This window comes from Thioclava atlantica, from assembly GCF_000737065.1.
GTDB lineage: Bacteria > Pseudomonadota > Alphaproteobacteria > Rhodobacterales > Rhodobacteraceae > Thioclava > Thioclava atlantica.
The window spans coordinates 165,859-181,837 of the sequence record NZ_AQRC01000007.1; the positions used below are offsets into that span (position 1 = coordinate 165,859).

The following is a 15,979-nucleotide window of genomic DNA, read 5'->3' on the forward strand; positions in this document are numbered from 1 at the left end:
TGTTAGGCCATGGACCGGAATCACCCTCTGCGTCTAAGCTTGAGTGAGGGAGACCCCGTCATGTTTCGCACGCTTTGCGCCCTGATCGCCTCGCTCGTCGGCCTGCTGCCCTTCGCCGCGCAGGCGCAAGGCCGCCCGATCAGCCACTGCATCGCCATCGCGCAATCGGCGCCGGGGCTCGAATATGTCCAGAAGGCGAGCTGGGGCGAGCCGGTGCCCGCGCAATCGGTGCGGCTGCACTACATCGCCCATTCGATGGTTCTGCTGGAGACCGAGGGCGGGCTCTCGGTCATCACCGATTACAATGGCTGGGTGGGCGGGTCGCGCTTCGCCCCTGACATCGTGACGATGAACCATGCCCATTCGAGCCATATGAGCGATCTGATCCCCGAGGGCACACGTGCCTTGCGCGGCTGGTCGGATCAGTTCGGGGTCGCGGCCGACCACCATCTCGATCTGGGCGAGATGCTGATCCGCAACGTCCCGACCGATATCCGCAGCTGGGGCGGCGTCGAGGAGAACGGCAACTCGATCTTCGTCTTCGAGGTGGCGGGGCTCTGCATCGGCCATCTGGGCCATCTCCACCATGAACCGAACCCCGCGCAATATGCCGCACTCGGCCGGCTCGACGTGGTGATGGCGGCGGTGGACGGCTCGATGACCGTCGATCAGCCGACGATGATCCGCATTCTCAACCGGCTGCGCTCGCGGGTGGTGATCCCGGTGCACTGGTTCGGCGAGCCGACCTTGCAGAGCTTCCTCGACGGGATGGAGGGCAGTTTCGAGATCGAGCGGCCGCTCTCGAGCGATCTTATCGTCTCGGTGAGGACCCTGCCGCGCAAGCCGACGGTTGTGGTGCTGGAACGCGAGCTTCTGGACTAGCTCTCCGCCTTCTTCTCCCAGCGACCGCCCTCTTCGGACCAGTAGATCGCCTTCGCGCCCGCCCCGGTCAGCGCCTTCCACTGGCCGCGCGCGTGTTGCACCGCCTGCGGATCGTTGCCGTCGAACAGGATCCAGACCCGGTGATGGGCGTCGGTCTCCTCGGCGCTCACCTGCGCCCCGTCGACCGCCATCACCGCCTGCCGCCCATCCGCAGCCGGCATCGTCGTGAGCAGGATCGGCTGGAGCGCGTCATGGGGCCCGCCCGCGAGCCCGTGGGGGAGGAAACTCGCCTCCCCCATCAGCCAGAGCCGCTGATCGAGCCGGTCGAGCCGGTCGGCGTCGGTCCCGCGCAACTCCACCTTCCAGCCCTGTTCGAGCGCGCGCGAGGCCAGGTTCGTCAGCACCTCCTCGAGGCTCGAATGGGTCAGATGGTAGAAATTGACCTGCCCCATCTCAGCCTTCGAACTTGTCGCGGATCAGCCGGTCGAGCATGCGAACGCCCCAGCCCGTCGGGCCTTTCGGCGCAAGCGCCGTCTCGGAGGGGGGCAGCGCCACGCCCGCGATGTCGATATGGCACCACGGCACGTCTTCCTTGACGAAACGCTTGAGAAAGGCGGCGGCGGTGATCGAGCCGCCCCAGCGCCCGCCCACGTTCTTCACATCCGCGAGGCGCGACTTGATCAGCGTGTCATAGGCGGGCTGGAGCGGCATCTGCCACGCCCCCTCGCCTTCCGATTTCGCGGCCTTGAGAACATCCGCCGCGAACTTGTCGTCATTGGAGAACACGCCCGCGTTCTCGTGCCCCAGCGCGACGATGATCGCCCCGGTCAGCGTGGCGAGATTGATCATCGCCTTGGGCTTGAAGCGGTCCTGCGCGTACCAGAGCACATCGGCCAGCACGAGACGGCCTTCCGCATCGGTGTTGATCACCTCGATCGTGTCCCCCTTCATCGAGGTCACGATATCGCCGGGACGCTGCGCACGGCCGTCGGGCATGTTCTCGACGAGCCCGACGAGACCCACGACATTGGCCTTGGCCTTGCGCAGCGCCAGCGTGCGCATCACGCCCGAGACGACGCCCGCGCCGCCCATGTCCATCGTCATCTCTTCCATGCCCGCGCCGGGCTTGAGCGAGATCCCCCCGCTGTCGAAGACGACGCCCTTGCCGACGAGCGCGAAAGGCGCGTCATCCTTGTCGCCGCCTTTCCATTGCATGACGACGAGCTTCGAGGGCATCTCGGAGCCCTGCCCCACCCCCAGAAGCGCGCCCATGCCGAGTTTCTTCATATCCGCTTCCTCGAGGATCTCGACCTCGAGGCCAAGCTCCTGCATCGCGGCGAGGCGCGCGGCGAAATCGTCTGTCGTCAGGATATTGGCAGGCTCGTTCACCAGATCGCGGGTGAAGAACACGCCCTCGGCCAGCGCCGCATGCGGAGCGGCTTCGGCGGCCACCTCCTCGGGCTTGGCGACCATGATGGTGACCGGACCGAAAGCGTCCTTCTCGCCCGAGTGGTAATCGAAGCGATAGGCGCGCAGGGCGAGCCCGAGCGACAGATCGGCCGCGCGCGGATGGGTCTGCGCGATCACGAGGACGCCATCGCTGCCCAGCTTCGCACCGATCGCGGCCCCGGCCTTGCGCGCCTCTTCCGCGGAGGCCTTGCGGTCGAGCTTCACGACCTGCACCGCCTGCGCGGCGATCCCGGCCGGCCAGTTGAGCTCCATCGCCTCGCCCGCGCCGAGCTTGCCGTAGGGCTCCGACTCGACGGCCCGCTTCAGTGCCCCCTTCATCGCGCGATCGAGCTTGCGTCCCGCGGGGCCGAGCTTGCCCTCCTCCCCGACGACGAGCGCGATGCGACCGCTCTGGGTGGCGAAGACCTCGGGATCGGTCTCCTTGAAGGCAATGGCGACGGGTTGGGTCATGAATATCTCCGATGAAAGGGCCCGAGGCGACGTCGCGGCTGCGTGCCGGCGACTTGCGCGGGGCCCGGAATTGGCGGCTTTCCGCGCGAGCCTAGCGTTGGGCTCGGAAAATGAAAAGCGCCCCAAAGCCGGACTTTCCTCGCCCCGTGCGACAGGCTAGAGAGGGGAAAACACCCGGAGGGAAGACAGCGCAAGTGACCCGGCTGGACAGATATATCTTGTCCAAACTCATGACACTGTTCGGGTTTTTCGCGCTCGTTCTGGTGTCTGTCTATTGGGTGAACCGGGCTGTCCTGATGTTCGACAGCCTGATTTCTGATGGCCAGACGGCGGCGGTGGTCCTCGAATTCACCGCCCTGACCCTGCCTTACGTGATCCGGATCGTGCTGCCCGTCGCGGCCTTCGCGGCGACGATCTACGCCGTCAACCGCCTCGATCAGGACAGCGAGCTCGTGGTGATGCGCGCCACCGGCACCTCGAACTGGCGCCTTGCGCGGCCGGTGCTGGTCTTCGGTCTCATCGTGTCGGTGATGATGGCGGTGCTGGTGAATTTCCTCGTCCCCGCCGCCAAGGCGCGCCTGGCCGAGCGCCAGCAGGAAGTCGCGCAGAACATCACCGCGCAATTCCTCAGGGAGGGCAGCTTCCAGCACCCGACCGCCGGGGTCACGATCTATATCCGGCAGATCTCGGATCTGGGCGAATTGAGCGATGTCCTGCTTGCCGATAACCGCTCTCCCACCACGCAAACGACCTATACCGCCGACAAGGCGCTGATCGTGCGCACGGAAACCGGGCCGAAGCTCATCATGTTCAACGGCATGGCCCAATCGCTGCGCAAGACGACGGGCCGGCTCTCGATCACGCGGTTCGCCAATTTCACCTACGATGTCGGGAGCCTGCTGCACACGACGTCGATACGCCCGCCGGGCCTTGACGAGACGATGACGCCGGCGCTTGTCGCCGCACGCGCGGCCCTGCCTGAAAGCGGCGAGCCGCGGGCGCGTCTCACGCATGAGCTCGCCAGCCGGATCGCGCTGCCCCTGCTCGCGCCCACCGCGGCGCTGATCGGCTTCGCGGCGCTGATGATCGGCACCTTCTCACGCTTCGGGATGTGGCGGCAGATGACGCTCGCGATCGGCGGGCTGGTATTTGTCCAGTTCCTCCAGAACGCCGCCGAAACCAGTTCGCGCGCGGATCCTGCGCTCTGGCCGCTGCTCTTCATCCCGGCCGTGGGCGGCGGGTTGATCGCGCTCGTGATGTTGTGGGTCTCGGGGCGGCCACGCCGCATCCGGGCGGTGCGGGAGGAGACGGCATGACCCTCGCGCTCTATCTCTCGTGGCGCTTCGCGAAATCCTTCCTCATCGTCGCGGCCAGTTTCTGGGGCATCCTGTTCCTGATCGATATCGTCGAGGAGATCCGTCATTTCGCGGGCGACGGCCTTTCGCTTGCGCAGATCGGGGTGCTGGCCGCGCTCAAGATCCCCGAGACGCTCTATCACATCCTTCCCCTGATCGTGATGCTCTCCGCGGTCGCCCTCTTCATCGCGCTCGCACGTTCCTCCGAACTGGTGGTGATCCGCGCGGCGGGCCGTTCGGCGCTGCGGATGCTCGTCGCGCCGATGGGGGTCGCCCTGATCCTCGGGCTTCTGGCGCTGCTCATCGGCAACCCGCTCGTCTCGGCCACCTCGAAACGCTATGACGCGCTGCTCGATCACTACAAGCTCGATGGCGGCTCCACGGTCTCGATCGGGCGCGAGGGCGTCTGGATGCGCCAGAGCGCGGGCGTCGGCGCGAACGGCCAGGCGCAGGCGCAGGCGGTGATCCATGCCGCCCGGGCCAATTCGGATGCGACCACGCTTTACGACGTAACCTTCCTGATCTTCGATCCCGAGCGCGGCCCGGTGCGCCGGATCAATGCGAGCACCGCGCAGCTCGCGCCCGGTGAATGGCGGCTGAGCGGGGTCAAGGACTGGCCGCTCGGAAGTTCGACCAATCCCGAGCGCGACGCGAAGACCGAGGCGAAGCTCACCCTGCCCTCGGACCTCACCGAAGCACGCATCCGCGACAGTTTCGGCAAGCCCTCCGCGGTGCCGATCTGGCAATTGCCGAGCTTCATCGCCTCGCTCGAAGGCGCCGGGTTCTCGGCGCGCCGCCACCTCGTCTGGTTCCATATGGAACTCGCCCTGCCCGTGATGCTGATCGCGATGGTGCTGATCGCGGCGAGCTTCACGATGGACCCCGCCCGCTCCGGCGGAACCGGGCTGAAAGTCCTGCTTGCGCTCGGCGCCGGGCTGGGGCTGTTCTTCCTGCGCAATATCGCGCAAGTTCTGGGCGACAACGGAGAGATTCCCGTCCTGCTCGCGGCCTGGGCGCCGCCGGTCATCGGGCTCTTGCTGCCGCTTGCGCGGCTCTTGCACCGGGAGGACGGATGATGCGGTCGCGGCTTCGCTCTGGCGCTTGGACGGGACGGGCAAGCGCGCTCGCGCTGGCTTGCGCGCTCGGGCTTGCGGGCGCCGGCAACCTGCCCGCGCAGGTGACGACCGATCCCGCCGCCCCCAGCCCCTCGCCGGAGGCCGGCGCGACCCCGTCCTCGGAGGCGATGGCGACGCTGCTCGCCGACCGCGTCTCGATCGAGCGCGACAACCGGCTGGTGGCCGAGGGCAATATCGAGATCTACTACCATTCGCGCCGGCTCACCGCCACGCGGGTGATCTATGACCGCAAGACGGACAAGCTTACGCTCGAAGGACCGATCAGGCTCGAGGAGCCGGGGCGCACCAATGTCGTGATCCTGGCCTCGCAGGCCGAACTCTCCTCCGATCTGCGCAACGGGATCCTGCTGAGCGCGCGGATGGTGATGGCGCGCGAATTGCAGCTCGCCGCGGCCCGGATCGAGCGTCGCGACGGCCGATTCACCGTGCTCGACAAGGTCGTGGCCTCGTCCTGCGAGGTCTGCCGCACCGACCCGACACCGCTCTGGGAGATCCGCGCCCGGCAGGTCGTGCACGATGCCGAGACCCGCCAGATCGTCTTCAGCGACGCGCAGTTCCGCGCCATGGGCGTGCCGATTGCCTATCTCCCGCGGCTTCGGATGCCCGCGCCGGGGGTCACCCGGATGTCGGGCTTCCTGCGGCCGTCCTTCCGCACCACATCCGGCCTCGGCCCAGGGATCAAGATCCCGTATTTCTTCGCGCTCGGCCCGAGCCGCGACCTCACCGTCACGCCCTATATCGCCGCGTCGCGCACCCGGACGCTCGAGGCGCGCTACCGACAGGCCTTCGACTGGGGCAAGATGGAGTGGTCGGGGGCGCTCAGCCGCGACGACATCATCGCGAACAAGACCCGCGGCTATCTCTTCGGCGAACTCGAGGCCCGGCTGCCCGATGCGTTCAAGCTCACCGCTCAGCTGCGCATGGTGAGTGACGATTCCTACCTGCTCAATTACGGGGTCTCGGGCGAGGACCGCCTCTGGTCGGGGGTGAATGTCGAACGGGTCCGGCGCAACGAGCTGATCTGGACACGGGTCGGGAACACCCATTCGATCCGTCCCGACGAGAGCAACACCACCCAGCCGATGCTGTCGGGGATGGGCGAATGGGTGCGCAGCTTCCGCCCGAACGTGCTCGGCGGCGAGGCCAGCATCCGGTATTCGATGCTCGCCACACGGCGCGCCTCGACTTCGACGCTCGACGGCGATGGCGACGGGGTGCCTGACGGGCGCGACATGGTGCGCGGCTCGCTCAGCGCCGACTGGCGGCGCAACTGGCTTCTGAGCGCGGGCATCCTAGGCTCGATCGAGGCCAGGTTCGCCGCTGACGTCATCGAGACCCAGCAGGATCCGTCCTATTCGAAGACCGTGCTGCGCGGCCAGCCGACGCTTGCGACCGAACTGCGCTGGCCCTGGGTCAAGACGAGCGGGCGCGCGGCTTACGTCATCGAACCGGTGGCGCAGATCGTCTGGGCGCCCGATCGGCTCTCGCGTTCACCCAACGAGGACAGCCAGCTGCCCGAATTCGACGAGGGCAACCTCTTCTCGCTCTCCCGCTATCCCGGCGAGGATGCGCGCGAGACCGGACTGCGCGCCAATCTCGGTCTCAGCTTCACGCGCTACGACAATTCGGGCTGGTCGCTGGGCGTCGCGGCAGGCCGGATCTTCCGCCAGCGCGACCTGAACCAGTTCACGCCGGGCACCGGGCTCTCGGGGCTGCGCTCCGACTGGCTCCTCTCGACCCATGTCGCCACCGTGCGGGGGCTCACGCTGTCGAACCGGGCGCTTTTCGATGACGGTTTCTCGATCTCGCGCGACGAATTGCGGCTGTCGTGGTCGGGCAAGCGCTACGATGTCTCCACGGGCTATCTCTGGCTCGAGGCGAATCCCGCCGAGATGCGCGACACCGATATGTCCGAGCTTCTGCTCGACACGGGCTGGACCCTGGGGAACGGCTGGTCGGGCACGTTCAGCTCGCGCTACGACTTCACCGCCCAACGCGCGGCGCGCGCGGAGATCGGACTGCGCTACACCAACGAATGCGTGGCGGTTGATCTTTCCCTCTCGCGCCGCTTCACTTCCTCCACTAGTGTAACGCCCGAGACGAATTTCGGATTTTCGGTCCAGCTTGTCGGGTTCGGCGCCGGCGGAGGCGAACCCGTCCGCCGGATGTGCGGAAGCTGAGACGGAACCGGAAACCAGAGGCCCGGCAGGCCGTGAATGAACGAGACGAAACGGACAGGCACGCGATGACGATGATGACCCGACTGCTCACCCTTCTGGCCTTGGTGCTGACCTTGCCTTTCGCCCCGCGCCCCGCGCTCGCGCAGGCAGGCGGCAGCTTCGCCCCGGTCGTCACGGTCAACGGCATGGGCGTCACCGATTACGAGATCAGCCAGCGCCAGCGCTTCATGGAGCTGCTCAATTCCGCCGGCACCACCCGCAAGGATGCGGAGGAGGCTCTGATCCAGGACCGCCTGCGGATCTGGGCCGGCAAGCAGATCGGGCTCCAGATCGACGATCAGGGCGTCCAGAAGGGCATGGAGGAATTCGCCGGTCGCGCCAATATGAGCGCCGAGGAGTTCACCAAGGCACTCACCCAGAACGGCGTCGACCCGAACACATTCCGCGATTTCGTCAAGGCCGGGGTGGTCTGGCGCGAAGTGGTGCGCGCCCGCTTCGGCCCCCGGGTCAACATCTCGAAAGCCGATATCGACCGCGCGATGCGGCCGGAATCGCAGACCGGGAAGGGCGTGCGCGTGCTGATCTCCGAGGCGATCATCCCTGCCCCGCCCGGACGCGAGGGCGAGGCGATGGCGGCCGCGCGACAGCTTTCGGCCGCGCGTGGTGAAGGCGCCTTCGCAGCCCTCGCCCGTCAGTATTCCGCCACCCCGTCCGCCGGGCGCGGCGGCCGGCTGGACTGGATGCCGATCGAGAAACTCCCGCCGCAACTGCGTGGCCAGATCCTCGGGCTCAAGCCCGGTACGGCGACCCAGCCGATCTCGCTCAAGGGGGCCGTCGCGGTCTTCATGCTGCGCGCGATCGGCGATGGCGCGCCCAGCTCGGGCCCGACCGATCTCAGCTACATGACCTTCGCGCTCGGCCAGAGCGGCAGCGAGCAGGCCCGGCGTCTTGCGGCGCGCGTCGCGCGTGACGTGCGCAGCTGCAACCAGCTCTACACCGTCGCGAAGGGGATGCCCGCCTCCGCGCTCGTCTCCCATGAGCAGGTCGCGCAGTCGCAAATCCCCGCGGTGGACGGCCTCGCGCTCGCCCATCTCGATCCGGGCGAGAGCGAAGTGATGCCGCGCGGCGGGCAGGACGTTCTGGTGATGCTTTGCGACCGTCAGGTCGCGAGCGGGCCCGATTCCACCCCTCCGGGGCGCGATCAGGTGCGCGCGGCGCTCGAGAACAAGGCGCTCGAAGGCTTCGCGAAGGGCTATCTCGCCGATCTCGAGGCCGAAGCGGTGATCGTGCGGAAATGAACTCGCCTGCGCCCAAGCCTCTCACCGAGCGCCCGGTCATCCTGAGCTGCGGCGATCCCTCGGGCATCGGGCCCGAGCTCGCGGTGCGCGCCTGGGAGCATTTCGGCGCGCGCCTGCCCTTCGTCTGGATCGGCGACCCCGCGCATCTGCCGCGCGGCAGCAAGATCCGCGAGATCGACCGCGCCTCGGACGCGCTGCGCCACGCGGATGCGGGACTGCCGGTGATGGCCCATCCCTTTCCCGCCGCGGCCACGCCCGGCGCGCCCGATCCAGCCAATGCCAAGGCGGTGATCGACGTGATCGCGAAAGGTGTCGATCTGGTGATGCGCGGCGAAGGCTCGGCGCTCGCCACCGCACCGATCAACAAGAAAGCGCTCAAGGACGGGGCCGGTTTCGCCTTTCCCGGCCATACCGAGTTTCTCGCCCATCTCGCGGGCGTCGAACGGGTGGTGATGATGCTCGCCTCCTCGCGCAGCGATCCGCCGCTGCGGGTGGTGCCGGCCACGATCCATATCGCTCTGCGCGACGTGCCCGAGGCCTTCACGCCGCAGCTGTTGTGCGACACCGTGCGGATCACCGCCGAGGGGCTGCGGCGCGATTTCGGCTTCGAGACGCCGCGCATCGCCGTGGCGGGTCTCAATCCCCATGCGGGGGAAGGTGGCGCGATGGGCGCGGAAGAGACCGACTGGATCGCCGACACGGTGGCCGGTCTGCGCGCCGAAGGCTACGCGCTCGCGGGCCCCCTGCCCGCCGATACGCTTTTCCATGCGCGCGCGCGTGCCGGCTATGATGCGGCGATCTGCGCCTATCACGACCAGGCGCTGATCCCGATCAAGACCCTCGATTTCGATGGCGGGGTGAATGTCACGCTGGGCCTGCCTTTCGTGCGCACCTCGCCCGATCACGGCACCGCCTACGACATCGCGGGACAGGGCCGCGCCAATCCCGCCTCCCTGATTGCCGCGCTCGAGATGGCCGCCCGCATGGGCGCCGCGCGCGGAGCGTGAGCCCATGCATCTTCACCTAGACCCAAATACCCCCGCCGGAGGCTCCCGATCGTGCCGATATCCGCTCCGCGGGGGGTATTTTCCACCAGGTGAAGCAGGAGCCGAATGATGGCCACGATCGACGGATTGCCGCCGCTGCGCGAGGTTTTGCGCACTCATGATCTCGTGGCCAAGAAGAGCCTCGGGCAGAACTTTCTGCTCGATCTGAACCTGACGGCGAAAATCGCGCGCTCGGCGGGCGATCTGAGCGGGGCGGATGTGCTCGAGATCGGGCCCGGCCCCGGCGGGCTCACGCGCGGGCTTCTGGCCGAGGGCGCGCGCAAGGTTCTCGCGATCGAGAAGGACAGCCGCTGCCTGCCCGCGCTGGCCGAGATCGCGGCGGCCTATCCGGGCCGGCTCGAGGTGATCAATGGCGACGCGCTCGAGGTCGACCCGCTCGCGCATCTCACGCCGCCGATCAAGGTGGCCGCGAACCTGCCCTATAACGTGGGCACCGAGCTTCTGGTGCGCTGGCTCACGCCCAAGGACTGGCCGCCCTTCTGGGACAGCCTGACGCTGATGTTCCAGCGCGAGGTGGCCGAGCGGATCGTGGCCCAGCCCGGGTCCAAGCATTACGGCCGCCTCGCCATCCTCGCGCAGTGGCGCGCGGAGGCGAAGATCGTGATGAGCCTGCCGCCCGAGGCCTTCACCCCCGCCCCGAAGGTCCATTCGGCGGTGGTGCATCTGCGCGCCCTGCCCGAGCCCCGCTACCCGGCCAAGGCCGCGACGCTCAGCCGCATCGTCGCGGCCGGGTTCAACCAGCGCCGCAAGATGCTGCGGGCCTCGCTCAAGGGTGTCGCGCCCGATATCGAGGCCAAGTTGGACGCCGCGGGCATCGCGCCGACGGAGCGGGCCGAGCGGGTCACGCTCGAGCAATTCTGCCGCCTCGCGCGGATCGTCGACGGGCAGGAATGAGCGCGACGATCCGTCCGGCCCGCCGCGGCGACCTGTCTGCCGTGCAGGCGCTGGTCGAGGCGGGTTTTGCCCGCTACGTCGCCGAGATCGGGCGGCGCCCCGCGCCGATGGATCACGATTATGCCGCCGCCTTGTCGGCGGGTCACCTATATGTGGCCGAGGCCGATGGAAAGATCGCCGCGGTGATGGTCACGCGCGATCTCGGATCTTTCTGGGAGATCGACGTGCTCGCGGTCGATCCCGCGCGTCAGGCCCAGGGGCTCGGCGGCCAGCTTCTTGCCTTCGCCGAGACGCGCGCGCGGGAGCGATCTGCCGAGGCTTTGCAGCTCCATACCAATGCGGCGATGCGCGCGGCGCAGGCTTTCTACCGGCAGCACGGCTTCGTTACGGTCGAGCGGCGCTGGCACAAGGGCTATGACCGCATCTTCTTGCGAAAACGGCTGGCCTGACGCAAAGCGCCTGCCGGGCGGAACCGCGGCAGGCGCTCGATCTGCGGGATGCGGAAAGGCTTATTCGGAAGGGGTCTCCGCCGCCGGCTCGGCCGGGGTCTCATCGCCCTTCTTGGCCGCCTTCGGTGCCCGGGGCTTGCGCGGAGCGCGCGCCCGCTTGGGCTTTTCGGCCTTCTCTTCCTTGGGCGCCGCATCGGATTGCGACCGGCTCTCGGGTGTGTCGACGAGGCTCGAGCCGTCGCCCTCATCGCCAACCGGCGGCATGGGGGGCATCATCGAGCTGCTTTCCTCGGTCTTGCCGCCATCCTGCGACCGGTCCTGGGAGCGATCCTGCGAACGGTCGTCGCCGCCGCGCTGGCCGTCCTGGCCCTGCCCGCCCTGACCGCCGCCACTGCCCTGTCCGGGGTTCTGGCCTTGCTGGCTTTGTTCGCGCTGACGGCTGCGGGCTTCCTGCTCGCGCGCCTGTTCACGCTGCGCCTCGCCCAGCAGGCGCGTGTAATGCTCGGCATGCTGGAGGAAGTTCTGCTCGGCCACACGGTCGTTGGAGAGCTGCGCGTCGCGAGCGAGCGCAAGATACTTGTCGATGATTTGCTGCGGCGTACCACGCACTTTGCCTTCGGGACCGGAGCTGTCAAAGACCCGGTTGACGATGTTGCCCATCGACCGTTGACGGTTCGACTTATTGCGCGAACGGGATTTCGAAGATCTCATGGCTTTCGTTTTTCTGGCCCGACATGGCGGGCTGCTTTGGATCTGGCCGAAAAGGACTGGCCTTGCGGGTGCGGATGTCCCCTGAGCAAACCTGCCCGGTCCGGTTCCATCACCCGCGCTGTGAAGCTGAGCCGTGCGGGGGATGTAGTCCGCCTCGCACAAGCTTGACTAAACATGTGCGGCAGAGGCTTTCAAGTCGGAAAATGCCGCAAATGCACGATTACCCGGATTTTCCACGATTTTTTGCGCGGTTTTGTGCTCAGAGAGCGCCGCACTCGGCGGGATCGCGGGGCTTGCGCGCCAGGATGACGCGGTCGCGCCCATCCAGGTCCTGACGGGTCTCGATCGCCTCGAACCCCTGGGCGGCGAGCAGCTCCGTGACGGCGGCAGCCTGGGTCGGCCCGATCTCGAGCACGATCCGCCCGCCCGCCATCAGCCGGGCGGGTGCCCCTTTCGCGATCGCGCGATAGGCGTCGAGCCCGTCTCCGCCGGGGGTCAGCGCGCCGTGCGGCTCCCAGTCGCGCACATCGGGCGAGAGCCCCTCCATCTCGGCCTCGGCGATATAGGGCGGGTTGGACACGATCAGGTCGAACCGCCCCGGCACCTCCGCGAACCAGTCGGAGCGGAGGAACTTCGCCCGATCCGCCACGCCGAGCGCTTGCGCATTTCCCCGTGCGACCTCGAGCGCGCCGGGCGAAAGATCGGTGCCCAGACCGGCCGCGAAGGGCATGGATTTGAGCAGCGAGATCAGGATGCAACCGGTGCCCGTTCCGAGATCGAGCGCATGAACGAAGGGATGTTCCAGCGCGGTCTCGACGAGGATCTCGGTTTCGGGGCGCGGATCGAGCGTGTCGCGGGTGACCCGGAAGGCATGGCCCCAGAACAGCCGCTTGCCGGTGATCTGCGCGACGGGCTGGCGCGCTTCGCGGGCGCTCAGCGCCGCCTCGAGCCGCGCATCGGCGCCCTCGGGCATCGGGTCGTGCAGCGCCAGGGTGAGCCGGTCGGGCGCGATCGCGAGCGCATGGGCCAGCAGCCGCCGCGCGTCGCCCGCGGCATTCTCGATCCCCGCCGCGCGCAAGCGGCGCGTCGCGGCCACCAGCGCGTCTTGCGCCCTCACCCTTCCATCTCCGCGAGCTTGGCCGCCTGATCGTCGGCGATGAGCGCGTCGATCACCTCGTCGAGCTCGCCCTCCATCGCCTGCGAGAGAGCGTAGATCGTCAAGTTGATCCGGTGATCGGTCAGACGGCCTTGCGGGAAATTATAGGTGCGGATGCGCTCGGACCGGTCTCCCGAGCCGACCTGGCTCTTGCGGGTCTCGGCGCGTTCGGAGGCCGCGCGGTCGCGCTCGATCTCGTAGAGCCGGGCCCGCAGCACCGCCATCGCGTTGGCGCGGTTCTGGTGCTGGGATTTCTCCGAGGAGGTCACGACGATCCCGGTCGGGATATGGGTGATGCGAACGGCGGAATCGGTCGTGTTGACATGCTGCCCGCCCGCGCCGGAGGCGCGCATCGTGTCGATGCGGATCTCGGTGGCGGGGATATCGATATCGACCGCCTCGGCCTCGGGCAGCACCGCCACCGTCGCGGCCGAGGTGTGGATGCGCCCGCCGGCTTCGGTTTCGGGCACGCGCTGGACCCGGTGGACGCCACTTTCGTATTTGAGCCGGGCGAAGACGCCCTCCCCCTCGATCCGCGCGACCGCCTCCTTGACGCCGCCGAGCTCGGTCTCGCTCAGCTCCATCAGCTCGAACTGCCAGCCGCGTTTCTCGGCGTAGCGCTGATACATCCGCAGCAGATCGCCCGCGAAGAGCGCCGCTTCCTCGCCGCCCGTGCCGGGACGGATCTCGAGGATCGCAGGGCGCGCATCGGCCGCATCCTTGGGCAGCAGCGCGAGCCGGAGCGCCTGTTCCATCTCGGGGATGCGGGCCTTGAGGCGCGGCATCTCCTCCTCGGCCAGGTCCTTCATCTCGGGATCGGCGAGCCAGCCCCCGGCCTCGGCCAGATCGGCGCGTGCCTGCCGGTAGGCCTCGATCTGCGAGACCACCGGCTTGAGTTCGGAATATTCGCGGCTGATCTGCGCGATCTTCGCCGGTTCGGCGCCCGCGGCGAGCTGCGCCTCGAGAAACTCGAAGCGCGAAAGGATCTGGTCGAGTTTCTCTTCGGGCAGCATGGGCTCGGGTTTGGCGCGAAGCGCGGGCATGGTCAAGTAGGCAGCGTAGACGGCTTCCGCGCTCCCTTTACCCGCGCCGTGCAAATCCCTATATAAACGCTCGACAAATCCGCGCCACGCGAGAGAGACCAAAATGACCCCCACATCCGAAGAGCCGCTCGAAGGCACCCCGCTGATCAAGCCCTCGACGACCGATCACCCGCTCTACGAAAAGGTCGTTGAGGCCTGCCGGACGGTCTATGACCCTGAGATTCCGGTGAATATCTACGATCTCGGGCTCGTCTACACGATCGAGATCAGCCCCGAGAACGACGCCAAGATCATCATGACCCTGACCGCACCGGGCTGCCCTGTGGCCGGCGAGATGCCCGGCTGGGTCCAGGATGCGGTGGCCTGCGTGGGAGGGCTGCGCGATGTGGATGTCGAGATGACCTTCGACCCGCAATGGGGCATGGACATGATGTCGGACGAGGCGCGTCTGGAACTGGGCTTCATGTGAGCGGCTAGCCCGGAGGGGGCGCTGCCCCCGCTCGCCTGCCGCGAGCCCCCCGGGATATTTTCATCAAGAGGAAGGGCAAGGACCTCCTTCCTCTTGACCGAAATATCCCGGGGAGTGAATGGCCGCAGGCCAGAGAGGGGCAGCGCCCCTCTTTTTCTTTCCTCAGGGACGTATTTTCCGCGACTTCGCATTTTCGCACATCCCCTTGCGCGGCTCCGGGCTTGCCGGGCACCGCCCCCCGCCCCATCTCGTCGGGCCGAACCTCAAGCATCCTGAGAGGATTTTCATGACCGAGACGCTCTTCACCCCGACGAAACTCGGAGCGATCGAGATCGCCAACCGCTTCGTGATGGCCCCGCTCACGCGCAACCGCGCCCCCGAGCTGGTGCCGACCGAGATGATGATCGAGTATTACCGTCAGCGCGCGAGCGCGGGGCTGATCGTGACCGAGGGCACGCAGATCTCGCCGATGGGTCAGGGCTATGCCTGGACGCCCGGCATCCATGACGACGCGCAGGTCGCGGGCTGGCGCAAGATCACCGACGCGGTGCATGAGGCGGGCGGCAAGATCGCGGCCCAGCTCTGGCATGTCGGCCGCGTCTCCGCGCCCGCGATCCTCGGCGGCAAGGACCCGGTCGCCCCCTCGGCGATCTCGGCCCAGGCCAAGACCTTCGACGGCGAGAGCTTCATCGAGACCACCACGCCCCATGCGCTGAGCATCGAGGAGATCCAGGAGGTGCTCGCCCAGTATCGCAATGCCGCCGAGAAGGCGAAGGCGGCAGGGTTCGACGGTGTCGAGATCCATGCCGCGAACGGCTATCTGATCGACCAGTTCCTGCGCGATACCTCGAACACCCGCGACGACGCCTATGGAGGCCCGATCGAGAACCGCATCCGCTTCCTGCGCGAGGTGGTCGAGACGGTCGTCGACGTCTGGGGGCCGGGCCGCGTCGGCATCCGCCTCTCGCCCTGGTCGAATGCGAACAATGTGGGCATCGACAGCAACACGGCCGAGCTGTTCGGTGCGGTGGTCGATTTCCTCAACACCCAGCCGATGGCCTTCGTCCATCTCGTCGAGGGCCAGACCGGCGGCGCGCGCGACTGGCCCGAGGGCGGCATCGAGACGCTGCGAACGAAGATCGCGGCGCCCTATATCGCGAATAACGGCTACAGCCACGAGATGGCCGAGCAGGCGCTGGCCGATGGTGCGAGCGCGGTGGCCTTCGGCAAGCTCTTCATCGCCAATCCCGACCTGCCGGAGCGCTTCGAGAAGGGCGCCCCGCTCAACGAGCCGAACCCCGCGACCTTCTATGGCGGCGGCGCGGAAGGCTACACGGATTATCCCGCACTTGCGTGACACGAAAGATGATGCAGGCCTTCGGGCCTGCATCTTTTATTTCGCAGGCATTTATGCTTGCC

General features: G+C 67.6%; 15 protein-coding genes. 10 read left to right on the plus strand and 5 right to left on the minus strand.

What is annotated here, in order from left to right:
• The first annotated feature begins 60 nt into the window (after window positions 1–60).
• Window positions 61–882, plus strand: a complete 822-nt coding sequence (locus DW2_RS10615) for an MBL fold metallo-hydrolase (protein WP_038146184.1) — start codon at window positions 61–63, stop codon at window positions 880–882.
• Here DW2_RS10615 and DW2_RS10620 read toward each other — a convergent pair.
• Together DW2_RS10620 and DW2_RS10625 are read right to left on the minus strand one after the other, a co-directional pair.
• Window positions 879–1,334 (minus strand): DNA polymerase III subunit chi, encoded by a 456-nt coding sequence (locus DW2_RS10620; protein ID WP_038146185.1) that lies wholly within the window; start codon window positions 1,332–1,334, stop codon window positions 879–881. The two genes, DW2_RS10615 and DW2_RS10620, sit on opposite strands and share 4 nt — an antisense overlap.
• 1 nt (window position 1,335) lies before the next feature.
• A complete protein-coding gene (locus DW2_RS10625) occupies window positions 1,336–2,802 on the minus strand; it encodes a leucyl aminopeptidase (RefSeq protein WP_038146187.1) in 1,467 nt (488 codons plus the stop codon).
• A gap of 194 nt (window positions 2,803–2,996) precedes the next feature.
• Between DW2_RS10625 and lptF the strand changes: the two genes are divergently transcribed.
• The 7 genes from lptF (at window position 2,997) to DW2_RS10660 (ending at window position 11,181) form a co-directional block, all read left to right on the plus strand.
• On the plus strand, window positions 2,997–4,118 hold the full coding sequence (gene lptF, locus DW2_RS10630; protein WP_038146189.1) for an LPS export ABC transporter permease LptF: 1,122 nt from the start codon (window positions 2,997–2,999) through the stop codon (window positions 4,116–4,118).
• Entirely contained in the window at window positions 4,115–5,233 is a 1,119-nt protein-coding gene (lptG, locus tag DW2_RS10635) for an LPS export ABC transporter permease LptG (protein ID WP_038146191.1), read from the plus strand. The genes lptF and lptG overlap by 4 nt, the downstream gene beginning before the upstream one ends.
• The gene (locus tag DW2_RS10640) at window positions 5,233–7,473 is read left to right on the plus strand and encodes an LPS-assembly protein LptD (protein WP_238321310.1); all 2,241 of its coding nucleotides are present in this window, start codon (window positions 5,233–5,235) and stop codon (window positions 7,471–7,473) included. The genes lptG and DW2_RS10640 overlap by 1 nt, the downstream gene beginning before the upstream one ends.
• Window positions 7,474–7,538: 65 nt before the next feature.
• Window positions 7,539–8,771, plus strand: a complete 1,233-nt coding sequence (locus DW2_RS10645) for a peptidylprolyl isomerase (RefSeq protein ID WP_051855888.1) — start codon at window positions 7,539–7,541, stop codon at window positions 8,769–8,771.
• Window positions 8,768–9,778: a 4-hydroxythreonine-4-phosphate dehydrogenase PdxA gene (gene pdxA, locus DW2_RS10650; RefSeq protein WP_051855891.1), complete on the plus strand. Its 1,011-nt coding sequence runs from the start codon at window positions 8,768–8,770 to the stop codon at window positions 9,776–9,778. Before DW2_RS10645 ends, pdxA begins: the two co-directional genes overlap by 4 nt.
• A gap of 108 nt (window positions 9,779–9,886) precedes the next feature.
• Window positions 9,887–10,732: a 16S rRNA (adenine(1518)-N(6)/adenine(1519)-N(6))-dimethyltransferase RsmA gene (rsmA, locus tag DW2_RS10655; RefSeq protein WP_038146310.1), complete on the plus strand. Its 846-nt coding sequence runs from the start codon at window positions 9,887–9,889 to the stop codon at window positions 10,730–10,732.
• Window positions 10,729–11,181 carry a GNAT family N-acetyltransferase gene (locus DW2_RS10660; RefSeq protein WP_038146193.1) on the plus strand — a complete coding sequence of 151 codons (453 nt, stop codon included), beginning with the start codon at window positions 10,729–10,731 and terminating at the stop codon, window positions 11,179–11,181. Before rsmA ends, DW2_RS10660 begins: the two co-directional genes overlap by 4 nt.
• 60 nt (window positions 11,182–11,241) lie before the next feature.
• Here DW2_RS10660 and DW2_RS10665 read toward each other — a convergent pair whose 3' ends face one another.
• The 3 genes from DW2_RS10665 to prfA form a co-directional block, all read right to left on the minus strand.
• Window positions 11,242–11,892 (minus strand): DUF4167 domain-containing protein, encoded by a 651-nt coding sequence (locus tag DW2_RS10665; RefSeq protein WP_038146198.1) that lies wholly within the window; start codon window positions 11,890–11,892, stop codon window positions 11,242–11,244.
• Between the two features lie 259 nt (window positions 11,893–12,151).
• Window positions 12,152–13,009, minus strand: coding sequence for a peptide chain release factor N(5)-glutamine methyltransferase (gene prmC / locus DW2_RS10670; protein ID WP_038146199.1), 858 nt, complete (start codon window positions 13,007–13,009; stop codon window positions 12,152–12,154).
• Window positions 13,006–14,061, minus strand: coding sequence for a peptide chain release factor 1 (prfA, locus tag DW2_RS10675; protein ID WP_038146316.1), 1,056 nt, complete (start codon window positions 14,059–14,061; stop codon window positions 13,006–13,008). The genes prmC and prfA overlap by 4 nt, the downstream gene beginning before the upstream one ends.
• Before the next feature lie 133 nt (window positions 14,062–14,194).
• Between prfA and DW2_RS10680 the strand changes: the two genes are divergently transcribed.
• Together DW2_RS10680 and DW2_RS10685 are read left to right on the plus strand one after the other, a co-directional pair.
• Entirely contained in the window at window positions 14,195–14,560 is a 366-nt protein-coding gene (locus tag DW2_RS10680) for an SUF system Fe-S cluster assembly protein (RefSeq protein WP_038146200.1), read from the plus strand.
• Between the two features lie 286 nt (window positions 14,561–14,846).
• Window positions 14,847–15,917 carry an alkene reductase gene (locus DW2_RS10685; protein WP_038146201.1) on the plus strand — a complete coding sequence of 357 codons (1,071 nt, stop codon included), beginning with the start codon at window positions 14,847–14,849 and terminating at the stop codon, window positions 15,915–15,917.
• The last annotated feature ends 62 nt before the right edge of the window (window positions 15,918–15,979 follow it).

What these genes read in the sequence shown, in the direction of transcription:
- DW2_RS10660 (WP_038146193.1), top strand. Translation starts at nt 10,729, where the DNA reads ATGAGCGCGACGATCCGTCCGGCCCGCCGCGGCGACCTGTCTGCCGTG.
- DW2_RS10640 (WP_238321310.1), top strand. Translation starts at nt 5,233, where the DNA reads ATGCGGTCGCGGCTTCGCTCTGGCGCTTGGACGGGACGGGCAAGCGCG.
- rsmA (WP_038146310.1), top strand. Translation starts at nt 9,887, where the DNA reads ATGGCCACGATCGACGGATTGCCGCCGCTGCGCGAGGTTTTGCGCACT.
- prfA (WP_038146316.1), bottom strand. Translation starts at nt 14,061, where the DNA reads ATGCTGCCCGAAGAGAAACTCGACCAGATCCTTTCGCGCTTCGAGTTT.
- DW2_RS10625 (WP_038146187.1), bottom strand. Translation starts at nt 2,802, where the DNA reads ATGACCCAACCCGTCGCCATTGCCTTCAAGGAGACCGATCCCGAGGTC.
- DW2_RS10620 (WP_038146185.1), bottom strand. Translation starts at nt 1,334, where the DNA reads ATGGGGCAGGTCAATTTCTACCATCTGACCCATTCGAGCCTCGAGGAG.
- DW2_RS10665 (WP_038146198.1), bottom strand. Translation starts at nt 11,892, where the DNA reads ATGAGATCTTCGAAATCCCGTTCGCGCAATAAGTCGAACCGTCAACGG.
- DW2_RS10680 (WP_038146200.1), top strand. Translation starts at nt 14,195, where the DNA reads ATGACCCCCACATCCGAAGAGCCGCTCGAAGGCACCCCGCTGATCAAG.
- DW2_RS10685 (WP_038146201.1), top strand. Translation starts at nt 14,847, where the DNA reads ATGACCGAGACGCTCTTCACCCCGACGAAACTCGGAGCGATCGAGATC.
- DW2_RS10645 (WP_051855888.1), top strand. Translation starts at nt 7,539, where the DNA reads ATGACGATGATGACCCGACTGCTCACCCTTCTGGCCTTGGTGCTGACC.
- pdxA (WP_051855891.1), top strand. Translation starts at nt 8,768, where the DNA reads ATGAACTCGCCTGCGCCCAAGCCTCTCACCGAGCGCCCGGTCATCCTG.
- DW2_RS10615 (WP_038146184.1), top strand. Translation starts at nt 61, where the DNA reads ATGTTTCGCACGCTTTGCGCCCTGATCGCCTCGCTCGTCGGCCTGCTG.
- lptG (WP_038146191.1), top strand. Translation starts at nt 4,115, where the DNA reads ATGACCCTCGCGCTCTATCTCTCGTGGCGCTTCGCGAAATCCTTCCTC.